The sequence below is a fragment of the Amycolatopsis sp. N2S4-7 genome, from assembly GCF_058119595.1.
Window position 1 is genome coordinate 1351197 of record NZ_CP172299.1, and the last position, 25369, is coordinate 1376565.

Annotated in this window: 22 protein-coding genes and 1 tRNA gene; 18 read left to right on the forward strand and 5 right to left on the reverse strand. The window is 70.9% G+C overall.

Annotated features, from left to right (window positions below):
• The first annotated feature begins 19 nt into the window (after nt 1-19).
• The 4 genes from ACH54P_RS06190 to ACH54P_RS06205 all read left to right on the forward strand — a co-directional run bounded on the left by ACH54P_RS06190 (nt 20) and on the right by ACH54P_RS06205 (nt 3488).
• Nucleotides 20-1057, forward strand: coding sequence for a FecCD family ABC transporter permease (locus tag ACH54P_RS06190; RefSeq protein ID WP_489911351.1), 1038 nt, complete (start codon nt 20-22; stop codon nt 1055-1057).
• A gap of 1 nt (nt 1058) precedes the next feature.
• On the forward strand, nt 1059-2108 hold the full coding sequence (locus ACH54P_RS06195) for a FecCD family ABC transporter permease (RefSeq protein WP_489911352.1): 1050 nt from the start codon (nt 1059-1061) through the stop codon (nt 2106-2108).
• Between the two features lie 4 nt (nt 2109-2112).
• Nucleotides 2113-2916 (forward strand): ABC transporter ATP-binding protein, encoded by an 804-nt coding sequence (locus ACH54P_RS06200; RefSeq protein ID WP_489911353.1) that lies wholly within the window; start codon nt 2113-2115, stop codon nt 2914-2916.
• Between the two features lie 86 nt (nt 2917-3002).
• Nucleotides 3003-3488 carry a DinB family protein gene (locus ACH54P_RS06205; RefSeq protein WP_489911354.1) on the forward strand — a complete coding sequence of 162 codons (486 nt, stop codon included), beginning with the start codon at nt 3003-3005 and terminating at the stop codon, nt 3486-3488.
• Here ACH54P_RS06205 and ACH54P_RS06210 read toward each other — a convergent pair.
• Nucleotides 3475-4791 carry a lysine N(6)-hydroxylase/L-ornithine N(5)-oxygenase family protein gene (locus ACH54P_RS06210; protein WP_489911355.1) on the reverse strand — a complete coding sequence of 439 codons (1317 nt, stop codon included), beginning with the start codon at nt 4789-4791 and terminating at the stop codon, nt 3475-3477. The genes ACH54P_RS06205 and ACH54P_RS06210 overlap by 14 nt on opposite strands.
• Before the next feature lie 114 nt (nt 4792-4905).
• On the opposite strand from ACH54P_RS06210, the gene ACH54P_RS06215 reads away from it, so the two are divergent.
• The 5 genes from ACH54P_RS06215 (at nt 4906) to ACH54P_RS06235 (ending at nt 11154) form a co-directional block, all read left to right on the forward strand.
• Nucleotides 4906-5850 (forward strand): methionyl-tRNA formyltransferase, encoded by a 945-nt coding sequence (locus tag ACH54P_RS06215; RefSeq protein WP_489911356.1) that lies wholly within the window; start codon nt 4906-4908, stop codon nt 5848-5850.
• Between the two features lie 55 nt (nt 5851-5905).
• Nucleotides 5906-7996: an alpha-galactosidase gene (locus ACH54P_RS06220; protein WP_489911357.1), complete on the forward strand. Its 2091-nt coding sequence runs from the start codon at nt 5906-5908 to the stop codon at nt 7994-7996.
• 112 nt (nt 7997-8108) lie between these two features.
• A complete protein-coding gene (locus ACH54P_RS06225) occupies nt 8109-9383 on the forward strand; it encodes an extracellular solute-binding protein (protein WP_489911358.1) in 1275 nt (424 codons plus the stop codon).
• On the forward strand, nt 9365-10336 hold the full coding sequence (locus ACH54P_RS06230) for a carbohydrate ABC transporter permease (RefSeq protein ID WP_489911359.1): 972 nt from the start codon (nt 9365-9367) through the stop codon (nt 10334-10336). The genes ACH54P_RS06225 and ACH54P_RS06230 overlap by 19 nt, the downstream gene beginning before the upstream one ends.
• Nucleotides 10333-11154, forward strand: coding sequence for a carbohydrate ABC transporter permease (locus tag ACH54P_RS06235; protein ID WP_489911360.1), 822 nt, complete (start codon nt 10333-10335; stop codon nt 11152-11154). Before ACH54P_RS06230 ends, ACH54P_RS06235 begins: the two co-directional genes overlap by 4 nt.
• Before the next feature lie 521 nt (nt 11155-11675).
• Here the strand turns inward: ACH54P_RS06235 and ACH54P_RS06240 are convergent.
• Nucleotides 11676-13313 (reverse strand): ABC-F family ATP-binding cassette domain-containing protein, encoded by a 1638-nt coding sequence (locus tag ACH54P_RS06240; protein WP_489911361.1) that lies wholly within the window; start codon nt 13311-13313, stop codon nt 11676-11678.
• Nucleotides 13314-13460: 147 nt separating this feature from the next.
• On the opposite strand from ACH54P_RS06240, the gene ACH54P_RS06245 reads away from it, so the two are divergent.
• The 6 genes from ACH54P_RS06245 to ACH54P_RS06270 all read left to right on the forward strand — a co-directional run bounded on the left by ACH54P_RS06245 (nt 13461) and on the right by ACH54P_RS06270 (nt 19475).
• Nucleotides 13461-14372: a PaaX family transcriptional regulator gene (locus ACH54P_RS06245; RefSeq protein ID WP_489911362.1), complete on the forward strand. Its 912-nt coding sequence runs from the start codon at nt 13461-13463 to the stop codon at nt 14370-14372.
• Nucleotides 14373-14374: 2 nt separating this feature from the next.
• Nucleotides 14375-15154 carry an enoyl-CoA hydratase/isomerase family protein gene (locus ACH54P_RS06250; RefSeq protein ID WP_489911363.1) on the forward strand — a complete coding sequence of 260 codons (780 nt, stop codon included), beginning with the start codon at nt 14375-14377 and terminating at the stop codon, nt 15152-15154.
• Between the two features lie 113 nt (nt 15155-15267).
• Nucleotides 15268-17523 (forward strand): glycosyl hydrolase family 18 protein, encoded by a 2256-nt coding sequence (locus tag ACH54P_RS06255; RefSeq protein ID WP_489911364.1) that lies wholly within the window; start codon nt 15268-15270, stop codon nt 17521-17523.
• Between the two features lie 188 nt (nt 17524-17711).
• Entirely contained in the window at nt 17712-18884 is a 1173-nt protein-coding gene (locus ACH54P_RS06260; protein ID WP_489911365.1) for an alginate lyase family protein, read from the forward strand.
• 109 nt (nt 18885-18993) lie between these two features.
• Nucleotides 18994-19067 (forward strand) — tRNA-Pro (locus ACH54P_RS06265).
• A 96-nt stretch (nt 19068-19163) separates the two neighbouring features.
• Nucleotides 19164-19475 carry a putative quinol monooxygenase gene (locus ACH54P_RS06270; protein ID WP_489911366.1) on the forward strand — a complete coding sequence of 104 codons (312 nt, stop codon included), beginning with the start codon at nt 19164-19166 and terminating at the stop codon, nt 19473-19475.
• On the opposite strand, the gene ACH54P_RS06275 is transcribed toward ACH54P_RS06270, so the two are convergent.
• From ACH54P_RS06275 to ACH54P_RS06285, 3 genes are all read right to left on the reverse strand, one after another.
• Nucleotides 19438-19962, reverse strand: coding sequence for a DUF4142 domain-containing protein (locus tag ACH54P_RS06275; RefSeq protein WP_489911367.1), 525 nt, complete (start codon nt 19960-19962; stop codon nt 19438-19440). The genes ACH54P_RS06270 and ACH54P_RS06275 overlap by 38 nt on opposite strands.
• Nucleotides 19963-20089: 127 nt before the next feature.
• Nucleotides 20090-21112 carry an alpha/beta hydrolase gene (locus ACH54P_RS06280; RefSeq protein ID WP_489911368.1) on the reverse strand — a complete coding sequence of 341 codons (1023 nt, stop codon included), beginning with the start codon at nt 21110-21112 and terminating at the stop codon, nt 20090-20092.
• A gap of 189 nt (nt 21113-21301) precedes the next feature.
• Nucleotides 21302-21691, reverse strand: a complete 390-nt coding sequence (locus tag ACH54P_RS06285) for a hypothetical protein (protein WP_489911369.1) — start codon at nt 21689-21691, stop codon at nt 21302-21304.
• Nucleotides 21692-21824: 133 nt separating this feature from the next.
• Between ACH54P_RS06285 and ACH54P_RS06290 the strand changes: the two genes are divergently transcribed.
• The 3 genes from ACH54P_RS06290 (at nt 21825) to ACH54P_RS06300 (ending at nt 25361) form a co-directional block, all read left to right on the forward strand.
• Nucleotides 21825-22673: a helix-turn-helix transcriptional regulator gene (locus ACH54P_RS06290; RefSeq protein ID WP_489911370.1), complete on the forward strand. Its 849-nt coding sequence runs from the start codon at nt 21825-21827 to the stop codon at nt 22671-22673.
• 129 nt (nt 22674-22802) lie between these two features.
• Nucleotides 22803-23375 (forward strand): TetR/AcrR family transcriptional regulator, encoded by a 573-nt coding sequence (locus ACH54P_RS06295; RefSeq protein WP_489911371.1) that lies wholly within the window; start codon nt 22803-22805, stop codon nt 23373-23375.
• 117 nt (nt 23376-23492) lie between these two features.
• On the forward strand, nt 23493-25361 hold the full coding sequence (locus ACH54P_RS06300) for a CocE/NonD family hydrolase (RefSeq protein WP_489911372.1): 1869 nt from the start codon (nt 23493-23495) through the stop codon (nt 25359-25361).
• The last annotated feature ends 8 nt before the right edge of the window (nt 25362-25369 follow it).

Below are 25369 nucleotides of genomic sequence, written 5' to 3' on the forward strand. Positions count from 1 at the left end.
AGTACCAGTCGGAGGTGCGGTGCGAACAGACCCAGGAGGGATCGCTCTCACGCGACGCCCGCCACACACGGGCCGCGCCCTCGGTCTGCTGGCCGCTCTCGGCGTCCTGGTTTTCCTGTGCCTGCTGAGCATCTGGCTGGGGTCGAAGGAGATCTCGTTCGGCGCCGTCTGGCAGGTGCTGTGGCACGACGACGGCTCGGCGGACGCGGTGATCATCCACAGTGTCCGGATGCCGCGGACGCTGCTCGCCGTCCTCGTGGGCGCCGGGCTGGGGCTGGCCGGCACGCTCATGCAGGCGCTGACCCGCAACCCGCTCGCCGACCCCGGGCTGCTCGGCGTCAGCGCCGGGGCCGCGTTCGCCATCGTCTTCTCGATCACCGTGCTCGGCGTCGGCTCGCTCTACGGCTACATCTGGTTCGCCTTCGCCGGCGCGCTCGCCGCGACCGCGGTCGTCTACTTCCTCGGCACTCGCGGCCGCAGCGGGTCGAGCCCGGTCAAGCTCGCCCTCGCCGGGGCCGCCGTCACGGCGCTGCTCTGGTCGTTCACCAGCGCGATGGTGCTCTCGGACCCCGTGGCGCTCAACCGCTACCGGTTCTGGTCGGCCGGCTCGCTGGCCGGGGTGGACGGCGTCGCCCTGCTGCAGGTGCTGCCGTTCCTCGTGGCCGGCGTGGTGCTCGCGATCGCGTCCGGCCCGGCGCTCAACAGCCTCGCCCTCGGCGACGACGTCGCGGTCGCGCTCGGCCGGAAGCTGGGCCCCCTGCGGCTGCGCGGCGCGCTGGCCATCACGCTCTTGACCGGCGCGTCGGTCGCCGTCGCCGGGCCGATCGTGTTCCTCGGCCTGATCGTGCCGCACGCCGTGCGGTTCGTCATCGGCCCGGACCACCGCTGGCTGCTGCCCTACACCGCCGTGCTCGCGCCGTGCCTGCTGCTGGCCGCGGACATCCTCGGCCGGATCCTGGCGCGGCCCGGGGAGATCCGCGCCGGGGTGATCGTCGCGTTCGTCGGCGCACCGTTCTTCATCCACCTGGTCCGCCGGCGCAAGCTCGTGGAGTCCTGACATGAGCCTGCTTCAGGTGCGGCGTGACCGCGTCACCTTCCGCGCCGGCGTGGTGTCGGGCCGGGTCCGGCCGCGGCTGGTCTTCGTCTCGGTCGTGCTCGCCGTGGCCGCGTTCGTCCTCTTCTGTGTGGGCATGACGATCGGGGACGTCCCGATGAGCGTGTCCGACGTGCTTTCGGGTCTCTTCGGCAGCGAGAGCGGAACCGGCTACATCGTCCAGGAACTGCGGCTGCCGCGGGCGCTCACCGGGCTGCTGGCCGGGCTCGCGTTCGGCGCGTCCGGCGCGGTGTTCCAGACCATCACCCGCAATCCCCTGGCCAGCCCGGACATGATCGGGATCAACGCGGGCGCGGCGACCGCCGTGGTCGCCGGGATTTCGTTCGGGTTCGGCGGCGGGCTCGGCACCACCACGCTCGGCCTGCTCGGCGGCTTGCTCACCGCGCTGCTCGTGTACGCGCTGGCGTGGCGGCGCGGCACCACCGGGTACCGGATCCTGCTGGTGGGCATCGGGATCTTCGCGATGTGCACCAGCCTGACGGACTACCTGCTCAGCCGCGCGCAGATCACCGAGGCGCAGGCGTCGATCGGCTGGCTGGTGGGCAACCTCGCCAACCGCGGCTGGGAACACGTCGTGCCGCTGTCCATCGCGCTGGCCGTGCTGTTCCCGCTGGTGCTGGCGCTGTCCCGGTGGATGGGCACGCTGCTGCTCGGCGACGACGTGGCGGCCGGGCTCGGCACACCGGTGCAGCCGGTCCGGCTGGGCCTGCTGCTCGCCGGCGCCGGCTTGGTCGCGTTCGCGACCGCGTCGGCGGGCCCGATCTCCTTCGTCGCGCTGACCGCACCCCAGATCGCGCAACGGCTCGCGCGGCTGTCGTCGCCGCCGGTCACGGCGTCCGCGCTCACCGGCGCGGTCGTGGTGCTGGGCAGTGACGTCGTCGCGCGCTCGCTGACCGCGTCGCCGCTGCCGGTCGGCGTCGTGACCGGCGCGCTCGGCGCCCCCCTGCTGCTCTGGCTGCTGGCCAGGGCCAACCGATCCGGTTCCGGAGGCTGAGAAGATGACACCGTCCCTGCGCGTGCAGGACCTGCGCGTCGCCTACGACGACCGGGTCGTCATCGACGGCCTCGACCTCGACATCCCGCCGGGGCGGATCACCGCGATCGTCGGGCCGAACGCGTGCGGCAAGTCGACGCTGCTGCGCACGCTGGCCCGGCTGCTCACGCCGCGGGCGGGCGGGGTCTACCTGGACGGCCGGTCCATCCACGACCTGCCGACCCGCCAGGTCGCCCAGCGGCTCGGGATCCTGCCGCAGTCCCCGGTGGCGCCCGAGGGCATGACGGTGGCGGACCTCGTCGGCCGCGGCCGCGCCCCGCACCAGAGCTGGTGGCGGCAATGGTCCACTTCGGACGAAGGCGCGGTCGCTTCCGCGTTGGCGGCCACGGAGATGACCGACCTGGCCGGCCGGCCGGTGGACGAGCTGTCCGGCGGCCAGCGGCAGCGCGCGTGGATCGCGATGGCGGTCGCGCAGGGCACGCCGGTGCTGCTGCTGGACGAGCCGACGACCTACCTCGACCTGGCGCACCAGATCGACGTGCTGGATCTCGTGGTCGACCTCAACCGCGCCGAGGGCCGGACGGTGGTGATGGTGCTGCACGACCTGCCGCAGGCCTGCCGGTACGCCGACCACGTGATCGCGATGAAGGCGGGCCGGATCGTGGCCTCGGGCGCGCCGGCCGCCGTCATCACGGAGGAGCTGGTCGACGAGGTGTTCGACGTCCGCTGCCAGGTGACCCCGGACCCGGTGAGCGGGACGCCGATGGTGATCCCGATCAGCCGTCACCACCCGGCGCCGGTGAACTAGCGCTATCCTGGCGTCGGCCTTCCTCGGCTCCGGACCGTGTCCCCGAGGACTCTTCGGCCTTCTCCCCCACCAGGAAGCAGGTTGTGATGTACGTGCTGCCCGAAAAGACCACCGGCCCCGAGCGCGAGCTGCTCGAGGCCATGCTCGACCGCAACCGGCTCGCCCTCGTCGAGAACGCGCGAGGCCTGTCGGAAAGCGAGGCCCGGCAGCGGCTGGTCTCGTCGCTGACCACGCCGATCAGCCTGGTCAAGCACGCCGCGGTCGCCGAACGCCGCTGGTTCCAGTGGCTGGTGGCCGGGTTGGCCGAAGCCGAGTGCGACGGCCCGTCGACACCCGGCGACCCGAGTTTCGCGGTCGCCGACGACGAGACGGTGGCCGACGTGATCGCCGAGTACGAGCGCACGAGCGCCCGCTCCCGCGAGATAGCGGCGGGCTTCTCGCTCGACAACCGCTGGACCCACCCGGTCGTCGGCGAGGTCACCCTCCGGTTCATCTACCTGTTCCTCATCGAGGAGTTCGCCCGCCACACCGGCCACGGCGACATCCTCCGGGAGCAGATCACCGCAGGCTGACGGCGTACTCCCCGGCGGGCGCGGGGGCCTCTCGGCGTTCCACAATGGACTGCAGGATCTCCCCCACCCGCACCGCCGTGTTCGACAGCAGCGACGACGTGATGCCGTGCGTGTGCTCCGTCCCGCCCTGCAGGTAGATCCCGCCGCGCAGGGGCGAGTCCGTCGTCAGCCGGTAGTCGCGCTCCACGCGCAGGCGGCCGGACTCGTCGCGCCGGCAGCGGGCGCCGAGCTCGCCGAGCAGCGGGGTCGGGTCCGCGGGCCGGTAGCCGGTCGCGTAGACGACCGCGTCGGCCTCCAGCACCGTGCGCTCGCCCGTCGTCAGGGACTCGACCGTCGCCGAGACCGCCGTCCCCGTGTCCGTCACCTCGACCGGGCGCGAGACGTTGAACAGCCGCAGCCGCTGCTCGCCCAGCACCTTCTCGCGGTAGACCCGGCGGTAGAGCTCGTCGATCAGGTCGATGTCGACGGCCGAGTAGTTCGTCGCGCCGTGGTAGCGCATCAGGCGGTCCTTCACCGGCTCGCCCGCGCGGTAGAACTGGTCGACGGCCTCCGGGTCGAAGATCCGGTTGGCGAACGCGCTGTCGTCGGCGGGGCTGTAGCCGTAGCGCGCGAACACCGCGCACACCTCGGCGCGCGGGAACTCGTCGTGCAGCAGCGCGGCGACCTCGGCGGCGCTCTGCCCGGCGCCGACCACGACGAACCGCCGCGGCGCGCTGCCGCGCAGGCTTTCGACGCGGAACAGCAGTTCGCTGTTGTGCCAGATCCGGGCGCCGGCCGTGACGCCATCGGGCAGCTGCGGCCGCAGACCGGTCCCCATCACCAGGTTCCGGGCGCGCAGCGAAGAGCCGTCCGAGGCCTCGACGTCGAAGTAGGCCACTTCCGGACCGTCGTACACCGGCTTCACCGACACGACCTCGGTGCCGTACGAGACGACGTCGTCGACCTTCGCGGCCGCCCACTCGAAGTAGTCGTGGAACTCGACCCGCAGCGGGAAGAGGTTCTTGTGGTTGATGAAGTCGACCAGCCTGCCCGACGCGTGCAGGTAGTTGAGGAAGCTGAACCCGCTGGTCGGGTTCCGCATGGTGACCAGGTCCTTCAGGAACGACACCTGCATGGTGGCCGTGTCGATCAGCATCCCCCGGTGCCAGCCGAACCGCGGCTGCCGCTCGAGGAAGTGCGCGGTCACCGGGCTGTCCTGAGCGGCGTTGCCGGCGTTGTGCTCGGCGAGGGCGATCGCGAGCGCCAGGTTCGACGGCCCGAAGCCCACGCCGACGATGTCGTAGATCGGGACCTCTGAAGTCATGTTGCTCCCTCGCGCGCTCCGGTACCGTTCAGGGAACCCTAACCTAACTTAGGCGAGCCTCGCCTAGTACGTTCGTGGTGATGTTCGTCCCCCGACCATGAAAGGCACTCTCGAATGCGCGTGGCGATGTTCGGCTACCAGACCTGGGGGCACCGGACCCTCCAGGCGCTCATCGACGCGGGCCACGAGGTCGCCCTCGTGGTCACGCACCCGAAGAGCGACCACGCCTACGAGCGGATCTGGGCCGACTCGGTCGCCGACCTCGCCGAGGCCAACGGCATCCGCGTCCTGCTGCGCAACCGCCCGGACGACGCCGAGCTGCTGGCCGAACTGAAGGCGGCCGACCTCGACCTGATCGTCGCGAACAACTGGCGCACCTGGCTGCCGCCGGAGATCTTCGCGCTGCCGCGCCACGGCACCCTGAACATCCACGACTCGCTGCTGCCGGCGTACGCGGGCTTCTCCCCGCTGATCTGGGCGATGATCAACGGCGAGCCCGAAGTCGGCGTCACCGCCCACATGATGGACGGCGAGCTCGACGCCGGCGACATCGTCCTGCAGCGCGCGATCCCGGTCGGACCGCAGGACACCACGACGGACCTGTTCCACCGCACCGTGGACCTCATCGCCCCGATCACCGCCGAGGCCATCCAGCTCATCAAGACCGGCTACACGCCCGTGCCGCAGGACCGGGCGAACGCCAGCTTCTTCCACAAGCGCGCCCACCGCGACAGCCTGATCGACTGGACCTCGCCGCCCGCCGACATCGAGCGGTTCGTGCGGGCGCTGTCGGACCCGTACCCGAACGCGTTCGCCTACCACCGCGGCCAGGAGCTGCGGATCACCCGGGCGTCGGTGTCGAAGGGCCACTACGGCGGCACGCCGGGCCGGATCTTCATCAGGGAGGGCGACGGCGTCGTGATCGTGGCCGGGCCGGACGCCCGCCGCGGGCAGTCGCCCGGCCTGCTGGTCGAGCGGGTCCGCACCGCCGACGGCACCGACCTGCCCGCCCAGGAGTACTTCAAGACGATGGGCGGCTACCTCACCGACCGCCCCTGACCGGTGAGCGGGACATCCCTTGGCGGCGGCCACGCCGGTCAGCAGGATGTCCCGCATGACCGGGATCCGCCACATCCCCGCGCACCGCACCTGGGTGCTCACGGGGGAATCGAGCACGTACGCCCTGCGGCTCGGCGAAGATGACGTCCCGACCCACGTGTACTGGGGTCCCGCGCTGTCCGCGGCCGACGTCGTCGAGCTCACGGAGAAAACGCTTCCCCCGTGGGACGGCTTCAACGACCCGAACGAAGGGCTCGACGAGCTCGCCGCCGACGGCGGCACCCGGTACTGGACGCCCGCCCTGCAAGTCCGCTTCGCCGACGGCACGCGGGCCCTCGAATGGCGGTACGAAGACCACGAAATCACCGCCGGGCACCTGCGCCTCCGGTTCGCCGACCGCCACTACCCGCTGCGGATCACCCTGCACTACCGGCTGCGCTCCGACGTCCTCGAACGCTGGACCGAGCTGACCGCGGACGCCGACGTCGAGGTCGTCCGCGCGGATTCGGCGACGTGGGCGCTCCCGGTCTTCGACGGCTACCGGCTCAGCCACGCCACCGGCCGCTGGGCCGCGGAGACCCAGCTGCACCGGGAACCCGTGCCCCACGGCGAAACCGTCTTCGGCAGCCGCCGCGGGATCACCGGCCACCACGCCAACCCGTGGGTGATGGTCGACGACGGCACGGCGACCGAACGCCACGGCGAGGTCTACGGCGTCGCGCTGGCGTGGAGCGGATCGTGGCGGCTGACCACCACCCGCTCCTCGACCGGCCGCCTGACGGTGAGCGGCGGCTTCGGCCAGGACGGCGTCGTCCACCGCGTCGGCCCCGGACGCCCGCTGACCACGCCGGTCGCGGCCGGGCTGTACACGCGGGGCGGGTTCGGCGCGGCGAGCCGCGCCTGGCACGCCTACGTCCTCGAGCACGTCCTGCCGCACCCCGGCGAACTGCGTCCGGTGCTCTACAACTCCTGGGAGGCCACGGGTTTCGACGTCCACGAGGCCGGGCAGCGGGCGCTCGCCGAACGGGCCGCGTCGCTCGGGGTCGAGCTGTTCGTCATGGACGACGGCTGGTTCGGCACCCGCACCGGCGACCACGCCGGCCTCGGCGACTGGACCGTCAACCGCGACCGCTTCCCGGACGGGCTGAAACCCCTGGTGGACGCCGTCCACGGGCTGGGCCTGCGGTTCGGCATCTGGGTCGAGCCCGAGATGGTCAACCCGGACAGCGACCTCTACCGCGCCCACCCGGACTGGGTGCTGCACCACCCGCACCGGCGCCGCTCGGAACTGCGGCGCCAGCTCGTCCTCAACTTCGCGCGCGCCGACGTCGCCGCGTGGGCGCACGACTGGCTGGACCGGCTCGTCGGCGAGCACGGCGTCGACTTCCTGAAGTGGGACATGAACCGCCCGTTCAGCGAAGCGGGCTGGCCGGGCGAAGACGACCAGGATCGGCTGTGGGTCGAGCACACCCGCGCGGTCTACGCGCTGCTGGACCGGCTGCGCGCCGATCACCCCGGCCTGCGCGTCGAGTCGTGCGCCGGCGGGGGCGGGCGGATCGACCTCGGCGTGCTCGCCCGGACCGACCAGGTCTGGACCTCCGACAACACCGACGCCCTCGACCGCCTGCGGATCCAGCACGGCTACGGCCAGCTCTACCCGGCCCGCGCGATGTCGGCGTGGGTGACCGACAACCCGAACTTCGTGACGGCGCGCTCGATCCCGCTGCGGTTCCGGTTCCACGTCGCCATGGCCGGGGTGCTCGGCGTCGGCGGCGACATCGTCCGGTGGCCGGAGGAAGACCTCGCGCTCGCCCGCGAGCTGATCGCGCTGTACCGCGACATCCGGCCGGTGGTGCAGCACGGCGCGCTGTACCGGCTGCGACCGCCGGCGGCCGACGGCGTGGTCGCGCTGCAGTACGTCCTCGGCGACCGGGCGGTCGTCTTCGCCTACCGGCAGGCCGCGCACTTCAACGCGCCGGAGCGACCGCTTCGCCTCGACGGCCTCGATCCCGCTCAGCGGTACCTCGATCCGGATTCCGGAGCCACGCACAGCGGGGCCGTGCTGCTCGCCCGCGGACTGGCCCTCACCCTCCCGACCGGGGACTTCGCGAGCAAAGTCGTCCGGCTTGAGGCCGTAAAGATCTGATCTATTCTCCTTCCTGCGCCACTTTCGACGGTATTCGATGCTTGACACCCCCGAAAACGTCCGATCGAATGCGTCATACATCACATATGGTGGGTGACGAGAGGCGGCGGTCATGAGAAGGTCCCTGGCGCTGGGAGCGGCGGCGCTCCTGGCGGTGAGCGCGTGCTCGGTCGGATCGGGCACCGGCGGCAGCGGCGGCGCCGCGGAGATCACCTTCCTGACGTTCGAAACCCCGAACCTGACCCCGGCCTACTGGGACGCCGCCATCAAGCGCGTCACGGACAAGAACCCGGGGATCCAGGTCAAGAAGCTCGTCGCGCCGACCGCCGACGGGCGGACGTCGTACGCGAAGCAGCTCCTGCAGTCCGGCCAGTTCCCGGACGTGATGATCGCCGTCGACTCGGCGGGCTTCGCCGAGGCGGGCAACCTCTACGCCTGGACGCCCGACGAGCTCAAGGACTTCCAGTTCCCGCAGGCCAACCCGGTCAACGGCCGGTACTACCAGCTGCCGGCGAACACCCAGACGATCCCGCCGATCTACTACAACAAGAAGATGTTCGCCGACGCGGGCATCGGCGCGCCCCCGAAGACGTGGGACGAGCTCGTCGCCGACGCGGGCAAGCTCAAGGACAAGGGCTACGCGCCGTTCACCATCGGCGGCGGCAAGGACGGCTTCCCGTCGTCGATGATCCTGTCCGGGCTCGTGAGCACCGAGGTCTACAACACGATGCCGGACTGGCTGACCCGGCGCCGGCAGGACAAGGTCAAGTTCACCGACCCCGCTTTCCAGGCCGCCTTCGCGAAGCTGGCCGACCTCGCCGCGAAGGGGTACGTGGACAAGACCAGCGTGTCCCGCGACTACGCGGCGACCGAGCAGGCGTTCCTCGACGGCAAGAGCGCGATGTACCCGATGGGCAACTGGTTCGCCGCCAACGCCGATGCGAAGAAGCACGACTTCGAGGTGGGCGTGTTCAACTTCCCCACGGTGGACGGCAAGCTCGTCGTTCCCGCCTACACGGGCGGCGGGATGATCGTCAACGCCAAGGCCGCGAACCTCGACGCGGCGCGGAAGTTCGCGCTCGGCTTCCAGCTCGACAAGGACCAGCTCGACGCGTCGGTCAAGGCCGACGGCCTGTTCCCGGCGATCAAGGGCTACACCCCGCCGGCGGACGTCGGCCCGACGTTCAAGGCCGGCTACGACCTCTACACCGAAGCCGTGCAGCAGAACGCCGTCGTGCACGCGTTCCGCTGGGAGACCGCCGACGACGGGCTGCTGCCGGGTATGAAGGACAAGGTCGACCAGGCCGCCCAGGACGTCATCACCGGCCGGAAGTCCGTGGCCGACGCGTGCGCGTTCCTGGACACCGAGTGGGCGAAGGCGGGCTGACGTCCTTGACCGCCGTGGTTGCTTCCCCCGCTCCGCCCGATACCCGCCGGTCCCCCGCCCGCCGCGCGCGGCGCAAGCCGATCCTGCCGCGGGTGTGGCACTTCGCGTCGTTCGGCGCGCCGGGGGTGCTCGTCTACCTCTGCTTCGTGATGGCCCCGATCCTGATCAGCTTCGGGTACAGCCTGACGAACTACAACCCGTTCAACCCGCCGGTGAAGTTCGTCGGGCTCGACAACTACAAGCTCCTTTTCACGGACGAGCAGTTCCTCACCGCTTTGAAGGTGACGACGATCCTGACGGTGATCGTGGTCGTCGTGCCGAACGTGCTGGGTCTAGGCGTCGCGCTGCTGCTGGACCGGAAAGGCTGGCTGTACAACGCCTTGCGGAGTGTGTTCTTCACGCCGGTGATCCTCAGCTCGGTCGTCGTGTCGATCGTGTGGTCGCGGCTGCTCGACAACCAGGGGCCGCTGAACAACCTGCTGCGGGGGCTGGGCATCGAGCACCCGCCCGGCTGGCTGTCCGATCCGGACGTCGCGCTGTACTCGGTCGCGTCGATCGTGTGCTGGCAGATGCTCGGGTTCTGCGTCGTCGTCTACCTCGCGGGGCTGCAGGGTGTGCCCGCGGAGCTGCTGGAGGCGGCCGAGATCGACGGTGCCGGGCCGCTGCGCCGGTTCCGCGCGGTGACCTGGCCGCTGCTCGCGCCGTCGCTGACGATCAACACGGTCGTGCTGCTGATTTCGGCGTTCAAGACCTACGACTACGTCAAGGTGATCACCAACGGCGGCCCGGGTTCCGGCGCCACCGCGACGATCGCGTTCGACGTCCTGCAGACCGGCTTCGACTCCAACCACGTCGGCTACGCGTCCGCGATGGCCGTGCTGATGCTGGTGATCGTCGCGATCGCGACGACGGTGGTGCTCGGGTTCCTGCGGCGCCGGGAGGTGGACCTGTGACGCGCTCCTGGCTGCGCCCGGCGGTCGCGCTCCTTGTGAGCGCAGTGTTCTCCGTGCCGCTGTACCTGGTGCTGACGAACGTCTTCAAGCAGGGCTCGGAGATCGCTACGGAACCGGCATCGCTTCCCTTGCCGCCGACCCTGGCCAACATCCACGCCGTGCTGACCCGCCCGGACGGTCTGTTCTGGGTGAGCCTGACCAACAGCGTGGTCGTGACCTTGCTGTCGATCCTGGTGCTGACCGTGCTGTCGGCGATGCTGGGCCACTACCTCGCGCGCTCGGGCAAGCGGTGGACGAAGGTGCTGACGCTCGTGCTCCTCGCCGGGCTGATGATTCCGCCGCAGGTCATCCTCATCCCGATCACGGACGTCCTGCGGGTCACCCACCTGATGGCGACGCTGCAGGGGCTGATCCTGTTCAACGTCGGGTACTACGTGCCGTTCGGGGTGTTCGTGTTCACCGGGTTCATCCGTGGCGTGCCGGTGGAACTGGAGGAGGCGGCGTTGCTCGACGGCGCGAGCCGCATGCAGGTGTTCTGGCGCGTGGTGTTCCCCCTCCTCCGCCCGGCGACGGCCTCGGTCTTGATCTTCCTCGGCGTCTGGATCTGGAACGACTTCATCGACCCGCTGATCATCCTCGGCCCAAGCCAGGGCACAACGATCACGACGGGCATCTACCGCTCGATCGGCCAGTACCAGGCCGATCTGGGGAGCGTGTTCGCGCTGATGTTCCTGGCGACGCTGCCGGTGCTGATCTTCTACCTGGCGCTGCAGAAGCAGTTCGTGAAGGGCTTGACGGGCGGCGCGACAAAGGGGTGAGCGGTGCTTTCTTGCGAGAGCACCGCTCACCAAGCCGACGCAGCGGGTGCTCACCCCCGAGAGCACCGCTCTCCCCTTTCAGCGAGCAGCGTCCAGGTTCGAGAGCACCGCTCACTCACAGCGGTCAACGGCGCTCACACCCAAGAGCACCGCTCTCCCCGACTCTGCGCCATGTCCACAACCGAGAGCACCGCTCACCCTCGACCGCGCGCAGCGAGCAGCATCGAGAGCACTGCTCACCGACTTGGCGCGGCGTGCTCACCCCGAGAGAGCACCGCCCATCCTCGACCGCGCGCAGTCGGCAGATCCAAGAGCACTGCTCACCCCTGACCGCGGGCAGCCAGCCGATTCAAGAGCACCGCTCACCCTCCACAGCCGGCGGCGCTCGGCTTCGAGAGCACTGCTCACCCCGTCTGGCGAGCACCGTTCAAAAGCGAGAGCGCCGATCTCGCACCATTCCGACCCAGCGCTCCCAACCGAGAGCACTGCTCACCGAAGGCACTCGGCGACCAGCCTGAGCTTCACACCTCGCGAACCTTTCCACCATCGACCTCAAGGCGGCGGGTGACGTGCACAGCGTCGAGCATCCGCCGGTCATGCGTCACGAGCAGGAGCGTCCCCGGGTAGCTGTCCAGCGCCGCCTCGAGCTGCTCGATTGCCGGGAGGTCCAAATGGTTGGTCGGCTCGTCCAGCACCAGCAGGTTCACCCCACGAGCCTGCAACAGAGCCAGAGCCGCCCGGGTGCGCTCCCCCGGCGAAAGCGTCGCCGCCGACCGAAGCACGTGGGCGGCCTTAAGCCCGAACTTCGCCAGCAGCGTCCGAACGTCCGCATCCGCCAACTCAGGCACTTCCTGAGCGAACGCCGAAGCGAGCGGGACATCACCGAGGAACAGGCGACGAGCCTGGTCGACCTCGCCGACCACGACACCCGGGCCCAGCGCGGCAGCACCTTCGTCCAAAGACAACCGGCCCAGGAGCGCCGCCAAGAGCGTCGACTTCCCGGAGCCGTTCGCACCCGTGATGGCGACCTTGTCCGCCCAGTCGATCTGCAGGTCGACCGGTCCGAGGGTGAACCCGCCCCGGCGGACCACCGCGCCGCGCAGGGTCGCGACCACCGCGCCCGCCCGCGGGGCCGCGGCGATCTCCATCCGCAGCTCCCACTCCTTGCGCGGCTCCTCGACGACGTCGAGGCGCTCGATCATCCGGTCGGTCTGCCGCGCCTTCGACGCCTGCTTCTCCGTGGCCTCGGTGCGAAACTTACGAGCGGACTTGTCGTTGTCGGGCTGCTTCCGGCGGGCGTTCTTGACGCCCTTTTCCATCCACGCCCGCTGCATCCGCCCGCGCGCCTCCAGCGAGGCCTTCGTCCCGGCGTACTCCTCGTACTCCTCACGCGCGTGCCGCCGCGCGACCTCGCGTTCGTCGAGGTAGGCCTCGTAACCGCCGCCGAAGACGTTCACCTGCTGCTGCGCCAGGTCCAGCTCGACGACGCGGTCGACGGTGCGGACCAGGAACTCGCGGTCGTGGCTGACCAGCACCGTCCCGGCGCGCAGCCCGGACACGAACCGCTCCAGCCGGGCCAGGCCGTCCAGGTCGAGGTCGTTGGTCGGCTCGTCGAGCAGGAAGATGTCGTACCGGCTCAGCAGCAGCGAAGCGAGCCCGGCGCGCGCGGCCTGGCCGCCCGACAACGACGTCATCGGCTGGTCCAGGTCGACCGCCAGGCCGAGGTCGGCGGCCACTTCGCCGGCGCGCTCGTCGAGGTCCGCGCCACCGAGGGCGAGCCACCGGTCGAGCGCGGCGGCGTACCGGTCGTCCGCTCCCGCCGAGCCCGCGGTCAGTGCCTCGGTCGCCTCGTCGAGATCCGCCTGCGCCGCGGAGACGCCGGTGCGGCGCGCCAGGAACGCCCGCACCGACTCGCCTTCCCGCCGTTCCGGCTCCTGCGGGAGGTGCCCGACGGTGGCGGTCGGCGGGTTCAGGCGGATCTCCCCGCCGTCCGGCTTCGCGAGCCCGGCGAGGGTCCGCAGCAGCGTCGACTTGCCGGCGCCGTTGACCCCGACCAGGCCGACGACGTCGCCGGGGGCGACGACGAGGTCGAGCCCGGAGAAGAGGGTACGGTCACCGTGGCCCGCGGCCAGGTCCTTCGCGACGAGTGTTGCGCTCATGAGGTGGCCGAGTCTACGGGGCCCTGGTGAAGTGTCAGATCATGGTCAAAGACACCGACTGTGTGTGTCCGGTGGCGCTTTGATCACTCAGTGTGGGTAACCTGTTCGGTTGTCGGTACCCCCCAGCAGTGAGGTCGGTGAATCAGCATGGGCGAACCCGCTCCCCCGGTCACCCTCGGCCGCAGGCCGAAGCCGAGGGAAGGCCGCCCGTCCGCGCCCCGGCCCACGGTCAGCCGGCGGCGCGAGGTCAGCCACGCCAGCGCGCGGTCGCTGCTGATGACCGTGCTCGGCGAGTACGCGCTGCCCCGGGACAAGCCGGTCTGGACGTCGATGCTCGTCGAGGTCCTCGGCATCCTCGACATCGAGGAGAAGTCGGCGCGGCAGGCCCTCGCCCGCTCCGCCGCCGAGGGCTGGGTGGTCTCCGAGCGCGTCGGGCGCCGCGTGCGCTGGTCGCTGACCCCGCCGGGGCGCCGCCTGCTGACCGAGGGCGCCGACCGGATCTACGCGTTCGGCCGCGAGGAGCGCCACTGGAACGGGCAGTGGCTGATGCTCATCGTCTCGGTGCCCGAGGCCAAGCGCGACCTGCGCCACCGCCTGCGCACCCGGCTGACCTGGGCGGGCTTCGGCTCGCCCGTGGCCGGAGTCTGGGTCAGCCCGGATCTGAGCCGTCAGCGCGAAGCGCAGCAGATCGTCAGCGAGCTCGGCCTCGACGCCCAGGCGATGTCGTTCACGGCGGCGTACGGCGAGATCGGCGAGCAGGAGTCGATGGTCGCCCGGTCCTGGGACCTGACCGAGCTGAAGGACCGCTACGAGGACTTCATCGACCGCTTCACCGGCCTGCACCCCACCGGCGGCCGCGCGGTGCTGCGCGCGCAGACCGAGCTGGTGCACGAGTGGCGGCGGTTCCCGTTCCTCGACCCGCAGCTGCCCGCCGAGCTCCTCCCGGCGAAGTGGAGCGGGACGAAGGCGGCGGAACTGTTCCATCACAAACACGTCGACTGGCGCCCCGAGGCCCAGCAGTATTGGGACGACATCGTCGAAGCCGAAGAAGCAGGGTGAACATGACTGAGCAGGTCCGCCTCGATCGTGACGGCGGGCTCGCCGTCCTGACCGTCGACGCTCCGCCGTTGAACCTCTACACGGCTTCGCTGCAATCGGACCTCGCCGCCGCCATCGGCTCGTTGGAAGACACGCCCGCGCGGGCCCTGCTGATCCGCGCCGAGGGCAAGATCGTCAGCGGCGGCGTGGACGTCTCGCTGTTCGACGCCCAGGGCTCGCCCGCCGAAGCCAAGGTCCTGTTCGACGAGATGCTCGCGGTGCCGGACCGGATCGCGGCTTTGCCGTTCCCGACCGTGTTCGCCGCGCACGGCCTGTGCCTGACCTGGGCGTTCGAGGTCGCGGTGGCCTGCGACATCATCCTCGCCGCGTCGCGCGCGAAGTTCGGGCTGGTCGAGAAGGTCGTCGGGCTGACCCCGACCATGGGCGGCACCCAGCGGCTCGCTTCGCGGGCGGGAGCCGGCCGCGCCAAGGAGTTCGTGATGACCGGCGACACCTACGACGCCGCGACGCTCGAGCGCTGGAACGTCGTCAACCGCGTCCTGCCGGACGAGGGCTTCGACGCCGCGGCCCGCGCGTTCGCCGCCCGCCTGGCCGAGGGCCCGACCCAAGCCCACGCGGCGACCAAGCGCGTCCTCGACCACTTCTCCGCCGGCGGTGTCCCGGAGGCCAACGCGCACATCACCGAGATCGCGGCGGCGCTATTCGAGACCGAGGACCTCCGCAACGCCGTGAAGTCGTTCCTCGCCGACGGACCGGGGAAAGCCACTTTCTCGGGACGTTAACAGTCCGTTCGGACGACGGTTGCCGCCGTTCAGGCGTGCGCGGTTCTCCCGGCACCGGGTTACATTCGATTGTGGTCTAGACCACATCGTCCCCGCCCTCCCGGAGAACCGCCATGAGACGCACGTCCGTACGACTACGTTCCGCGCTCGCCGCCGTGCTGATCGCCGCCGGCGGCGCCGCGGCGCTCGCGCCACCCGCCGCCGCGGCCGGTTCGCTGACCGCCACCCTGGCGATGAGCGGCACCACCGGCACCTACACCGTCGCCAACACCGGGACGTCCTCGGTGAGCAACTGGGCGATCACCTTCACCCTGCCCGCCGGCGTCACCGCGAGCACCGGGGAAAACGGCACGGTGACCCAGAACGGCACCCAGGTCACCCTGACCCCGGCCTACTACATCGCGACGCTGGCGCCGGGCCGCAACACCTACCCGTACAGCCCGACCTTCCGGCTCAGCACCGCCGCGACGCCGGCGCAGTGCCGCGTCGACAACGCCAACTGCGACGGTTCACCGGACACACCACCGGGCGCGCCGGCGAACCTGCGCCTGGTCGCGAAGACGACCAAGACGGTCGCACTGGCCTGGAACGCGTCGGCGGCCGGTTCATTGCCGGTGACCGGCTACGACGTCTACCAGGGAACCTCCCTGGCCGCTTCGGTCACCGGGACGAGCGCCACGGTCGGCGGGCTCACGCCGGGGACGGCCTACTCGTTCACGGTGAAGGCCAAGGACGCCAAGGGGAACACGTCCCCGGCGAGTGCCGCTCTGGCCGTGACGACGAACAACCCGGCCGACGACACGCAGGCGCCGTCCGCGCCGGGCGGGCTGCGGTCCACGGCGGCCGATGCGGGAAGCATCTCGCTGGCCTGGACGGCGTCGACGGACAACACCGGCGTCGTGAGCTACGACGTCTACCGCGGTTCCGCGTTGGCCACGACGGTGACCACGACGGCGGCGGTGGTGACCGGCCTGGCACCGTCCACTTCGTACACCTTCACTGTGCGGGCCCGCGACGGCTACGACAACGTCTCGGCGCCGAGCGCCGCGGTCACAGCGAAGACCGGCGACATCGTGTCGGGGTACGCGAAGGTCGGGTACTTCGTGCAGTGGGGCATCTACGGGCGCCAGTTCTTCGTGAAGAACCTGGAGACATCGGGCGCGGCGGCGAAGCTGACGCACTTGCTGTACGCGTTCGAGAACATCGACCCGGTGAACCTGACCTGCCTGTCCGGCGTCACGAAGGGCACCACGGCGAACCCGCAGGACCCCAACCAAGGTGACGGCGCCGGCGACGCCGAGGCGGACTACTCGCGGCCGTTCCCGGCGGCGCAGTCCGTCGACGGCGTGGCCGACACGGGCTGGGAGTCGTTGCGCGGCAACTTCAACCAGCTGAAGAAGCTGAAGGCGAAGCACCCGAACCTGAAGGTGCTGGTCTCGCTGGGCGGCTGGACGTATTCGAAGTACTTCTCCGACGTCGCGGCGACGGAGGCGTCGCGCAAGAAGTTCGTCGCGTCGTGCGTCGACACGTGGCTCAAGGGCAACATCGCGCCCTACGGCGGGGCCGGCGGACCGGGCACCGCGGCCGGGATCTTCGACGGCATCGACCTCGACTGGGAATGGCCCGCCAGCGCCGACGGCCACCCCGGCAACCACTGGAGCCCGAACGACAAGGCGAACCTGACCGCGCTGCTGGCCGAGTTCCGCACGCAGCTCGACGCGTACGGCGCGACCACCGGCAAGCGCTACCAGCTGCACGCGTTCACCCCGGCGGACCCGGCCAAGGTCGCGGCCGGCTGGGACCTGTCCCGGGTGTTCGGCTCGCTCGACGTCGCGAACGTGCAGGGGTACGACTTCCACGGCTCCGGCAGCGACAACTCGTGGGAGCCGAACCGCACCGGCCACCAAGGCAACCTGTACGCCGACGCGGACGACCCGTACCCGTTCCGCTTCAGCGCCGAAGCCGCGATCAACGCCTACACGAACGCGGGCGTGGACCCGCGGCGGCTCACCCTCGGCCTGGCCTTCTACGGCCGCGGCTGGCAGGGCGTCGCGGACGGCGGGAAGAGCGGCGAGTGGCAGTCGGCGACCGGCGCGGCGCCGGGGCAGTTCGCCGAGGAAGCGGGCACGCGGGGTTATGCGAACCTGATGGCGAGCGTGCCGGGCTGCACGGTGCACCACGACACGGCCGCCGTCGCGACGTCGTGCTACACCGGCAACGGCGGGCAGTGGTGGACGTTCGACGACACGTGGTCGATCGGGCTGAAGACCACCTGGCTCAAGTCCCGCGGCCTGCTCGGCGTGATGGCGTGGGAGATGTCGGGCGACACCGGGGCGCTGATGAACGCCGTCAGCGCGGGACTCGGCTGAGTTTGTTCAGCCCGCTGAACGGAAATGCGCTTTCCGTTCAGCGGGCTGAACATTTCCCGCCTTTTCTTCAGAACCCGAACAAAGGGCGGTTCTCCGTCTTGACTGACGATGGTCTGGACCATGAGACTTGGGGCGAAGCGCGCTTGTGACCCACCTCGCAGCACAGACACCGTCGTCTGAGGAGAGCCATGTCCCGCTTGAGAAAAGTCTTCACCGTCGCCGCGCTCGTCCCGCTGGCGCTGGGCCTGCTCAGCACCCCGGCCCCCGCGGCGCCGGCGACGTTCACCCACCCCGGCGTGCTGGTGAGCCGTCCGCAGCTGGACTTCGTCAAGGCCCAGGTGAATGCCGGCGCCCAGCCGTGGAAAGCGGCGTACGACCAGGCGCTGGCGAGTTCGTACGCGTCGCTTTCCCGCACCCCGAAACCCCGGGCGATCGTGGAATGCGGCTCGTACTCTAACCCGAACTACGGCTGCACGGACGAGCGCGAAGACGCGATCGCGGCGTACACGGACGCGCTGATCTGGTACATCTCGGGCGACGCCCGCTACGCGCAGAAGGCGATCGCGCTGATGGACGCGTGGTCGGCGGTGATCACCGACCACACGAACAGCAACGCGCCGCTGCAGACGGGCTGGGCGGGCTCGTCGTGGCCGCGCGCGGCGGAGATCATCAAGTACACGTACCCGAGCTGGCCGAACTCCGGCCGGTTCGGCACGATGCTGCGCAACGTGTACCTGAACAAGGTCATCAACGGCAGCAACAGCAACGGCAACTGGGAACTGTCCATGATGGAGGCCGCGGTCGGCATCTCGGTGCTCCTCGAGGACAAGACCAACTTCGACAAGGCGGTCACCCGCTACCGCAACCGCGTCGCGGCCTACGTTTACCTGTCTTCGGACGGTGCCCTGCCCAAGACGGTCCCCGGCAGCGGCCTGTCGTCCCGCGACCAGATCGTGAGCTACTGGCAGGGCCAGGGAACGTTCGTGGACGGCCTGACCCAGGAAACCTGCCGCGACTTCACCCACACGGGCTACGGCATCGCGGCGATCGCGGACGTGGCGGAGACGCTCCGCATCCAGGGAGCCGACGTGTACGGAACGGACGTGGGCGAGCGCCTGCGCCAGGCCCTGGGCTTCCAGTCGAAGTACCAGCTGGGCACGGCGGTGCCGTCCTGGCTGTGCTCGGGCAGCCTGAAGCTGGGCCTGGGCCCGGTGACGGAGGTGGGCTTCAACGCGCTCCACACGCGCCTGGGCATCGCGATGACGAACACCCAGACGCTGACGGAGCGCCAGCGCCCGGCGGGCACGAACAACCTCTTCGTGGCATGGCAGACCCTGACCCACGCGAGCAACCCGGCCTGACCACCGCCGCCTGACCTGTTTCCGCAGGTCAGGCGGATAAGGTGCCCTGGTTGCAGGGCCGTTCGGACGGCGCGCTAAAGTACTTCCACGCACTCAGGGAGTGCGGGTCCGGGCTGTGGCGCAGTTTGGTAGCGCACTTGACTGGGGGTCAAGGGGTCGCAGGTTCAAATCCTGTCAGCCCGACGGACAAGCCACGTTTACCCAGGTAAACGTGGCTTTCGTCGTTTCTGGGCAACCCCCCTGTCAGGACCGCCGTACCGGTCCTGACAGAGTGGAACGATGTACGCACTGGTTGTCCGGTTCGACCTCCACGACGACGAACGCGCGGAGGCCTTCGACCGCCTCGTCGAGGAGACCGGCCGCGGGATTGCCGACCACGAACCCGGGACCCTCGTCTACGCCACCCACCGCGTCGAAGGCGCTCCCCTTGCCCGTGTCTTCTACGAGGTCTACCGGGACAAGGACGCCTTCGACGAACACGAGCGCCAACAACACACCCGGCGCTTCCTCGCCGAACGGGAGCAGTACGTCCGGTCCGTTCGCGTCGAGTTCGTCACCCCCGTGACGGCGAAAGGGCTACCGCAAGGGTGACGCAGGCAGTCGTGGCCTGCTTCAGGTGGTGCCGCAACACCGGGGCCGAGCGGGCCGCCAGGGCCTTCACCTCCGGGGACCAGCCGTACCTTGTCTCGCGCTCGCCCAATGCCAGCGCCCGGAGGTGCGCGCCGATCTGGTCGCGCCGCCACGCCGTGTCGAAGTCGGGGCCTGAGCGGGTGGACAGGTCTGCGATCTGGGCCAGCTGGTCGGGATCCGGCACCGAATACAGCGTCACGGCCTCCTGAGCCGAGACGGCGATCAGCTCAGCGTCCAACGCCGTGTGGTGTGCGGTGAACTCGCGACCCAGCTCGCGGACGCAACTCCCCCGCTCCGCCAACGTCCCGGTGACGATCTCGAACAGGTTGTTCTGGTGCGTTCGATTCAGGTACTCGCGATCCTGCGATGACACGCCGGCGTGCGCGGGCGTCGCCGGGAGCAAAACTCCGAGGGAAACAAGAACAACCAAAACGAACCGTGCTTTCATCGTGTTCTCCTGACTCGAAGGGGGCTCACTCCGATCGTCAGGATCGTCGGGAAAGCGGGCAATCCGTGGCCCGAACGGCCAGATCCGGAATGGCCGGCGCGCGGGAAGCGCCGGCCATTCCGGATGCTCAACCGTGCAGCAGGGGGAACGACGCGTGCAGGGAACGCTGCCACCACGGCCAGTTGTGCGTCCCCGGCCCGTAGAAGTCGGTCGTCACGGTCGCGCCCACCTCGCGCAGGCGCCGGGCGAAGACCGTGTTCATCTCTGCGCACAGGGGCTCGATGAACAGGTCCGGCGGGGTGCCCGGCGGGTCGAGGACCCCCGGCGTTCCGTTGCCGCACGCCAGGTACAGGGGGATTCCGGTCAGGCTGGGGGCCAGGTCGTACGGGTTGTGCGCCGCCCAGATGCCGGCGTTCAGGTTCGGGTCGCCCCACAGGGCCGTCGGGTCGTAGCCGTCCTTCACCAGGACGCCCTGGATCAGGCTCGTTCCGCGGGCGCCCTGGTACGTCGTGTGCACCACGCCGCTGTAGGACGCCGCCGCCGCGAACATGCCCGGGTGCCGGCCCGCGTAGGCCATCGCGCCCAGGCCGCCCATCGACAGGCCCGCGATCGACCGGACCGTCCCGGCCCCGTAGCCGCGTTCGAGGATCTGGCGCAGCTCCGTCAGGTGGAACGTCTCCCAGCGCGGCGCGCCGCCGGCACCCCGGTTGAACCAGTCCGAATAGAACCCGTCCCGGCCGCCCGAAGGCATCACCACCAGCAGTTCGGCGCCGCTGGTGAAGGCCTCGAGGTCGGTCGAGCGCGTCCACGACGTGTAGTCGTCGCCGGCGCCGTGGAGCAGGTACAGCACCGGCAACGTCCGCCCGGCGCCGGGCGTCCAGCCGGCGGGGTGCAGCAGGCGCACCATCGCCGTGGTGCCCAGGGCCGGTGAGTCGATGGTCAGGTCGACCATCTTCGGATCGAGGCGGTGTTCCGCGATCACCCGGGCCCCGTCGTCCGCGACCGCCTCGGAGGCGACGACGGCGCTCGCGGTCCGGGGCAGCGCGACGGCGAGCGCGGTCAACCCCGCGGCCGCGCCCAGGACGAACTTGCGCCTGGACAACCCGGTGGGGTCGAGGGGGGTTTGCCGGTCTTCGACGGGCCTGGGCATCGTTGCCTCCAGGGGTGAGGGATGCGGGTGCCTGGCGTCCCCGGGCGTGCTCGGGCGCGCCGGTGCGACCGGCCCGGGGACGCCAGGCGGCAGGAGAGCAGACCGCTCTCCTGGACCCGCGCCGGGCGTGGACCGGCGCGGGGGCAAGGGATCCCGGCGCACCGGGAACGGGGGACGGTACGGGCGCCGCTACCGCGAACGCCGCTCGGCGTAACGCAGGCCCGAGCGCCGGAGCTTGCCGCTTGGGGTCTTCGGCAGCTCTGGGACGAAGTGGACGATCCCCGGGGAGGCGAGGCGGGTCTTCACCAGGGACGGCCGCGGACCCGCGGGAGCGCCGGGCCGGACGACGACCTCGCCCCGCAGGCCGTCCGGGACGACGACGGCGGTGTGGGTCAGCGGCACGGATTCCACTTCGGACGGTCCGATCCGGCAGCCGGTGAACCACCTCAGCGGGCCGGCGGAAAGATCCGGCTCGACCACGGGGAATGCCACGCGGAAGGCCATGGTGTCCGCGGCGCCGGCCCGCGGGCGATCGGACAGCGACACCAGGTCCTCGGCATGGCGCGGGATGCTCGTCATGGGGGCCTCCTGGACCTACGCGGTACCGCCGCGGTGCCGTACCGTGGACAAAATGTCCCATCGCGGGGACGCCCCAGCTACCCCCGCGTGAGGGGAGCGAGCCCGAATTCGTGACGTCTGCGAGGAGGCGGGCGTGCATCCGAACGCCGCGGCCGACGACCGTCCGGAGATCCACCGCGCACTCGCCCGGATGCGGGACGCGACCGGCCTGCCGCTGACCTTCGGCGGCGAGGTCGGCGGCGGACGGCGGGTGAAGCTCAGCCAGTTCGTCGGCCCGGACACCGGCGCGCTCCGCGGCGTCAGCCTCGAGTACGGGCGCGGGCTGGGCGGGAAGGCCGTGGCGCAGCGGCGGCCGGTCGTCGTCGACGACTACGTCCGCTCCCCCGGGATCAGCCACCACTACGACCACATCATCGTCGCCGAGGGGCTGCGCGCGATGGTGGCCGCGCCGGTGGTGGTGCGGCGGACCGTGCGCGGGGTGCTCTACGGCGCACTGCGCAGCGCGCTCCCGCTCGGCGACCGCGTGGTCCAGTCCGTCGTGGAGTCGGCGCGGGAACTCGAGCAGAGCCTGGCCGTCCGGGACGAGGTGACCCGGCGGCTCGCCTGGCTGGACCGCTACGACGCGACCGGCTGCGACCGGCCGCACTGGGAGCTGGTCCGCGAGGCCTACGCCGAACTCCGGCTCCTCGGCCAGACCGTCGACAACCCGGTGCTGCGCGAGCGGGTCCGCGCGGTGTGCGAGACCCTCGCCGGGGTCACGGGCCGCCCGGCCCGGCGGGAGAACGTCCCGGCGCTGTCGGCGCGGGAGCTCGACGTGCTCGCCTGCGTGGCCCTCGGCTGGACCAACCAGCAGATTGCGGAGGATCTCGGGATCACCGCGGAAACGGTGAAGAGCTACCTGCGCAGCGGCATGCGCAAGCTCGTGGCGCGCAGCCGGATGGAGGCCGTGGTCACCGCCCGGCGGTTCGGTCTTCTCCCGTGAGGGTACGAAATGCGGTACGGTAGTACCTCGCGCCGCCTCGGGAACGGCGGTGTGCGAGGCTACGGAACCATGACCGCGAAGCCACCTTGGATGACGCCACCGGGAGCGCGCACGGCGCGAAGCCGACGCATGTCCGACGCCAAGCGCGAGGAGCTGATCCTCCGCCTGGAACGGCTTTTCCTGGACGAAGGCTTCGCCCGGCTGACCGTGGACGACCTGGCCAGCAGGCTGCAGTGCTCGAAGTCGACGCTGTACGCGGTAGCCGGCAGCAAGGAGCAGCTCGTCGTCGTCGCCGTCCGGCACTTCTTCCAGGAGGCGGCCGCGCGGGTCGAGGAGAAGGTCGGGCCGATCACCGACCCGCCGCAGCGCATCGCCGAATACCTCGCCGGGCTGGGCGCCGAGCTGCGGCGGATGTCGCCGGAGTGCTACGCGGACCTGCTCACCTTCGAGGCCACCGCGGAGCTGTACGCCCGCCATTCCCTCGCCGCGGCCCACCGGGTGCGAGAGTCCATTCAGGACGGTGTGGCCTCCGGCGCGTTCCGCGCGGTCAACGCGGACTTCGTCGGCGCGGCGGTCAGCCTGCTCATCGACGGCATCCAGCACGGCGAGCTGCTCGACCGCTCGGGACTGTCCATGGCCGACGCCTACACCGAACTCGGCGCGCTCGTGCTCGCCGCGCTGACCAACCCCGGCGACGAGTAGGCACGTCTTCCACTACGAGGGCTTGCGCCGCCCCGGCACGTGTGTCTAACGTACGGAATCCGGTACTGAAGTATTCGATCTCGTACCCACGCTGGGGTGGGCGGAGCGGAGGCGGCGATGCCTGCACGCACGGAGACTGACCGGCGCCACGAGGTCGTGCTCCGGCGCGACGTCCGGATCCCGACGCTCGACCCCGGAATCACGCTCTCGGCCAACCTGTTCCTGCCGGACGGGCCGGGCCCGTTCCCGTTGCTCGTGACGGCCCTTCCCTACCGGCGGGACGTCGCCGCGCTCACCGGATCGCCCACCGAACGCTGGTTCGCCGAGCGCGGTTACGCGTCCCTGCTCGTCGACCTGCTCGGCACCGGTTCGTCCGACGGCGTCCAGCGGCCGCCGTTCGACCCGGGCGACGCCGACGACGCGCTCGACGCCATCCGCTGGGGTGCCGGGCAGTCCTGGTGCACCGGCGCGGTCGGCATGTGGGGCGGTTCCTACGGCGCCATCACGACTTTGCGCACCGCAGCCCGGCGCCCCGACGCGCTCAAGGCGATCATCGCGCTCGAAGGCCCGACCGATCCCGGCCGCGACTTCGTCCACCCGGGCGGCGCGCGCGGCGCCTTCTCGCCGCTGGCGTCGTGGGCGGTGAGCACGCTGTTCAACCAGCTCCTGCCCCCGGTGGACGACTTCGCCGATCCGAACGAGCAGGCGCGCTGGCACCGCAGGCTGACCTTCGCGCCCTACGTGCTGGACATGTTCCGCAACGGACCCGGCTCCCCCGTGTGGGCGCGGCGCCGGATCGACGTCCCGGCCATCGAGGTGCCCGCCCTCTGCGTCGCCGGGTGGCGGGACCTCTTCGTGGACGGCGCGATCCGCGCGTACGAAGGCCTGCGCGGCACCAAACGTCTCATCGCCGGGCCGTGGATGCACGTCATGCCGCAGGAGTGCCCGGTCACGCCGATCGACTTCCTCGAGATCGCCCGGTCCTGGTGGGACCGCTGGCTGCTCGGCGTGGCGGACCCCGCGGAGGACGACGACGTCCGCGTGTACGTCCAAGGCGACCGGCCGCGCTGGCTCGGCTTCGCTTCCTGGCCACCGGAAGGTACGGTCCGGACCGAGGACCTCTCGGGCTGGCAACGGTTCACCCCGGCCGCCCCGGACCCCGCCACCGGCTTGCAGTCCGGGCTGTGGGCGACCCCCGCGGGACAGTTCGGGCTGCCCCTGGACCAGCACGGCGACGACAGCCGCAGCCTCTGCCGCACGTCACCGCCCCTGCCCCGGCCGCTGCTGATCAGCGGACGGCCCGAGGTGACGCTCGACCGGCCGTGGCCGCGGGTGTCGGTGAAGCTCACCGACGTCGACCCCGCCGGGCGGTCCCTGCTGATCTGCGCGGGACTCGAGTGCGCCGGCGAGGGTGAGCTCACCGTGCCGCTGACCCCGACGACGTACGAAGTGGCCGCGGGCCACCGGCTCCGCGTCGTCGTCTCGCCCGGCGACTTCCCCCGGGTCTGGCCGCGGAACCCGCCCGGCGGGTGGCCGTCGGCGCGGACGCTCCGGCTTCCCGTGGCCGATCCCGCGAGCGTGCACGACTGCCCGATGCCCGAACCGGCCGAGCCCGCGATCGCGGCCCTCGAGGAACAGCTCGACGGCAGCGGCCCCGGCGACCAGACGGCGTCCTGGGAGGTCACCGAAGACCTGTTGCGCGACACGGTTTCCCTGCGCCTGGCCGGCGGCAACCGGATCCGGCCGGAGGACGTCCCCGGCGGACGGCACGCCCTGCGCGTCGACCAGGAGCTCGTCGCCACCGCGCACCGGGCCGACCCGGACGCGTCCACCGTGTCCGGGCGCATCACCGGCGTCGTCGACACCGCGACCGGGGCCCACGTCACCGTCGAAGTCGCGGTCACCGCGACCGCCACCACCCTCGAAGCGTCCGGGAAGGTCGTCCAGGACGGCGTTTCCCTGCTCGACCGGCACTGGCGCGGCTGACCGCGTCC